Here is a 4,560-nt window from a genome sequence, read left to right on the forward strand (position 1 = left end):
TTTTCATGGAAACGTTTCTTACAAATCGGGAAAATTGTCTTCCCATTTGTTGTATTAACAATTGTATTCTTTCAAGCAAAAAAAGAATTAGCGGGCATTTCTTTTTTAGAAGCGATTGATACAATTAAAAACATTCCAACTGGAGGAGTCTTTTTAGCAATTACACTTGGTGCATTCGCTGTATCAACAATGTTCTTTTATGACTATGTTATGCTTCGTTACTTAAAAGCTGATATCCCTGTCCAAAAGATTTTCCGTATCTCGTGGATTGCTAATACTTTAAATGGATTTATCGGGTTTGGTGGTCTTGTTGGAGCCGGCGTACGCACAATGCTTTATCGTCCATATATAAAAGAAAATGGAAAACTTATTAAAAGTATCGCTTGGATGACAACTGCCTTTATTAATGGATTAGCCATTCTTTCATTTCTTGGTCTCATCGGAATATTAGACACGAGATTTATTTTGCATGAAAAACCATGGCTATGGCCTGTTCTTATCTTCTTCGCTCTTTTCGTCCCTATATATATCGGATTTTCTAAATTAAAAAATAGAAAAGCGACGCAAACAGAGGAACAAGAAGAAGAGGAGAAAAACCCAACTGTTTTATACTCATTAGTTTCATTAGTCGAATGGGTATCTGCTGGTATTGTTATGTACGTCATATTACTATTATTTGGCATTGAAATCGAATTCCAAAAGTTTTTAGGCGTATATGTTATTGCTGCTTTAGCTGGTGTCGTTAGTCTTGTTCCTGGTGGCCTTGGATCATTTGATCTTGTCTTCTTAACTGGGCTTGGGCAATACGGCATCGATACAGGTGTTTTACTCCCTGCTATGTTATTATATCGTCTCGTCTATTACATCTTGCCCTTCTGCCTTGGTCTCATTTTTGCAGCTTTTGAAATGACAGGAGTAGCCATTAAAAAGTTTGAAGATAAACCTTTTATTGCGCCTGCATTAGAGACAACTGGTGTTATATGGACTTTGCAGCGTGACTTTCTAGGAAAGTTAGGTTCTTGGGCATCTGCTGCTTTAACAGTATTTGCTGGCTTAATGGTTATTTTATCAACCATTCTACCGACAAGTATAAATCGGGCACACGCCTTACATATTCTAGCTCCAAAACATCTTATTCAATTTTCTTTTAGCTTATCGCTAACATTCGGTATTCTCCTCCTCATTCTTTCGCGGGGGATATATTACGGAACAAAACGTTCTTATTATATGACGATTGTTTCTTTAATCGGAGCGGCTATTTTTAACACACTAAAAGGAATTGATGTTGAAGAAACTTTTATTTTATTAATCGTACTCGCTGTATTGTATATGCTTCGTAAAAGGTTTGTACGTGAGAAAATGGAAGTCTCACTTTCCGATATCGTAAAAGTTTTTATATTCCTACTTGTAACGTTATATTTATATAAAAACTTAGGTATTTTATTTGCAGGTGCAAAAGAAGCTTTCAAACCTGATTTTGTCGTTCGTAATATTACACAAGTGAAACGAAGTGCATTAGCAGCTGCCTTTTTTGTTCCTACTTTTTTACTAATTGGTTCACTCATTGCAAATCGTTATCGAAATGAATTTCCCGGGCAACCAGCTAATGATAAACGATTACAAAACTTCTTAGATGAACATGGTGGAAATGTACTTAGTCATTTAGGTTTTTTAGGAGATAAACAGTTCTTTTTCAGTAGTGATGGAAAAGCACTCATTCTCTTCTCAATAACTGGAAAACGACTTATTGTACTAGGTGATCCAATTGGGGACCCTTCCTCCTATCGTACTGTATTGCAAGAGTTTTTAGCTGAGGCTGATCGATTTGGATACATTTGTGTATTCTATCAAATTGAAAGTAAATGGATGAGTTTATACCACGATTTTGGTTATAACTTCTTTAAGCTTGGTGAAGAAGCTGTTGTTGATTTAAATACCTTTACAATAACAGGAAAGAAACGCGCTGGCATGCGAGCTACTTTCAACCGTTTTGAAAGAGAGGGCTATACATTCTCTATTCATGAGCCACCTTTCTCCGACGAATTATATGAAGAGTTAAGAAAAGTTTCAGATGCATGGCTTGGTGGAAAAAAAGAGAAAGGTTTTTCACTCGGATACTTCGATCGTGAATATATTAGTCGCGCTCCTATCGCAACATTATCTGATTCGGATGGAAAAATCATTGCATTCACAACATTCATGCCTGTATATCAAAACGGATCATTATCTGTCGATTTAATGCGATATTATCCAGATGCGCCTAGCGGCATTATGGACGCAATTTTCATCCACTTATTCCAGTGGGCAAAAGAAAATGAATACCACTCCTTTAATATCGGTATGGCACCACTTTCAAATGTTGGTTTATCCACACAGTCTTTCTGGTCTGAACGAGTGGCTGCTGCAATCTTTAATAACGTTCGTTATACGTATAGTTTCAGCGGATTACGACATTTTAAAGAAAAATATAAACCAGCATGGAGCGGTAAATATTTAGCATTTAGGAAGAATCATTCTTTACCAATTACAATGCTCTCTGTAACAAAATTAATAGGAAAAAGAAAAAACAGCTAAATTCTTAGCTGTTTTTTCTTTTTTGAACTTGTACAATAAATTCTTTTTCATACTTCTTACCATTTATATAGAAATTCCCCCACATTTTATACGTGCCCTCGGCAGGAAATGTAATTCGGTATTGTAATTGTTCATCCGTATCTACAGGCATAGCGTATAAAAAATTCTCCTTCGTTTCATCCACTATATAGAGTGACTCTACTTCTCCTCTCTCTGAATGCAATTTCAATTTTTCACCCTTTTTCGCTTGAAACTGAAATGTTAACGTAACTGGTTCATTCGGATGTAATGCACCAAATAAAAGAGAAACTTCATACTCTCCTATTTTTTTCGTAAGTACACTGTCGATTGGAAATTTCACTTTTTTCTTATTGTTCTCCTCTTTCGTTCTACCAAAATTCTTCCTAGCGAATGACTCTACGGACTTATTTTTGTCTTCGTATAAAAATATTGTATATTCTTCGTCTTTCGCTATTTTGGAAGATAACTTATATGACCCGTTCCCTGCAAATGTGGGTTTAATTTGTTGTATGTTTTTTAACTGTCCATCTACAATCACTGCCCGCATTTGATCATTTACACCACGAATTTCATTATTCTTGTTGTTTAACAACTGAAATACAATATCTACTTTCTCATTTCCCTTTCCATTCGAAACATCCCACTTTACTTCCTGAACATCTCCTACAGTCTCTTCGTTTTCTTGATATTTTTTTATGTAAAATCCTCCTGCCACAATAAGTACTAACGCAATAAGCCCGATGACAAGATTTTTCAAAACATCACCTACCATTTTTATTGTCTCTATTCATACAAAACTTCTTAAGATATATATTCTAGATTATGATTTATGAAATCCTCCTATTTTGTACATATTACAAATAATAAAAAGATTTTAATTGAAAGGATTCGTAGTGTATAATGCAAATGATATTGATTTCTATCAATACATTATAAGGAGGACTTTTTTATGAGTGTACATATCGAAGCAAAACAAGGTGAAATCGCTGAATCTATTCTATTACCTGGTGATCCATTACGTGCAAAATATATCGCTGAAACATTTCTAGAGGACGTTACTTGCTATAATAATGTGCGTGGTATGTTAGGTTTCACTGGAACTTATAAAGGAAAACGTGTATCTGTTCAAGGTACAGGTATGGGTGTTCCTTCTATTTCTATTTATGTAAACGAATTAATCCAAAGCTACGGAGTTAAAAATTTAATTCGCGTTGGAACTTGCGGTGCAATTCAAAAAGATGTAAAAGTTCGTGATGTTATTATCGCAATGACGGCTTGTACTGATTCTAATATGAACCGTTTAACATTCCCAGGATTTGATTTTGCACCAGCTGCAAACTTTGACCTTTTAAAGAAAGCTTATGATGCTGGAACTGAAAAAGGATTACACGTTCGTGTCGGTAACGTTTTAACAGCAGATGTGTTTTATCGTGAAAGCATGGACATGGTTAAAAAACTTGGAGATTACGGTGTATTAGCAGTAGAAATGGAAACAACTGCTCTTTACACATTAGCAGCGAAATACGGTGTAAATGCATTATCTATATTAACAGTTAGCGATCACATCTTCACTGGCGAAGAAACAACATCTGAAGAGCGTCAAACTACATTTAACGAAATGATTGAAATCGCTTTAGATGCAGCAATTCAACAATAATACACTAAAGAACTTGTCATACGTCTGGCGAGTTCTTTTTATGTGACTTTTTATAAACAACTACTTTATAAAGAGACAGATTTCTCCCCTCTACTTTCTTGTAACGTTTGTTATAATAAAGTGAAACTTTAATCAGTGGGGGTTTTTTCCATCCCCCACTGATTATTAGTTGAACCAATCGGATTTTACGGGCAATTGATTTCCCACTTAACTCCCTTGTATTCGCCGAATTTTGAAGTGGGAGTCTTATTGCCCGTTAAAGCGGGATAAAGAAATCATTTACAGTATTTCTCATAAGAGGTGACGTA

At 35.2% G+C, this 4,560-nt stretch carries 3 protein-coding genes; 2 read left to right on the forward strand and 1 reads right to left on the reverse strand.

The features are described from left to right. The coding region (gene mprF, locus ACQGS6_RS23345) for a bifunctional lysylphosphatidylglycerol flippase/synthetase MprF (RefSeq protein ID WP_426965680.1) at positions 1 to 2,574 on the forward strand (2,574 nt) is incomplete at its 5' end. Between the two features lie 4 nt (positions 2,575 to 2,578). Here the strand turns inward: mprF and ACQGS6_RS23350 are convergent. Continuing rightward, positions 2,579 to 3,367 carry a hypothetical protein gene (locus ACQGS6_RS23350; RefSeq protein WP_000232610.1) on the reverse strand — a complete coding sequence of 263 codons (789 nt, stop codon included), beginning with the start codon at positions 3,365 to 3,367 and terminating at the stop codon, positions 2,579 to 2,581. 177 nt (positions 3,368 to 3,544) lie between these two features. Here ACQGS6_RS23350 and deoD point away from each other — a divergent pair, with 177 nt between their 5' ends. Next, entirely contained in the window at positions 3,545 to 4,252 is a 708-nt protein-coding gene (deoD, locus tag ACQGS6_RS23355) for a purine-nucleoside phosphorylase (RefSeq protein WP_000110705.1), read from the forward strand. Positions 4,253 to 4,560 lie beyond the last annotated feature (308 nt).

Origin of the sequence: Bacillus sp. GMs2/2 (assembly GCF_050172095.1) — a bacterium.
GTDB lineage: Bacteria > Bacillota > Bacilli > Bacillales > Bacillaceae_G > Bacillus_A > Bacillus_A cereus.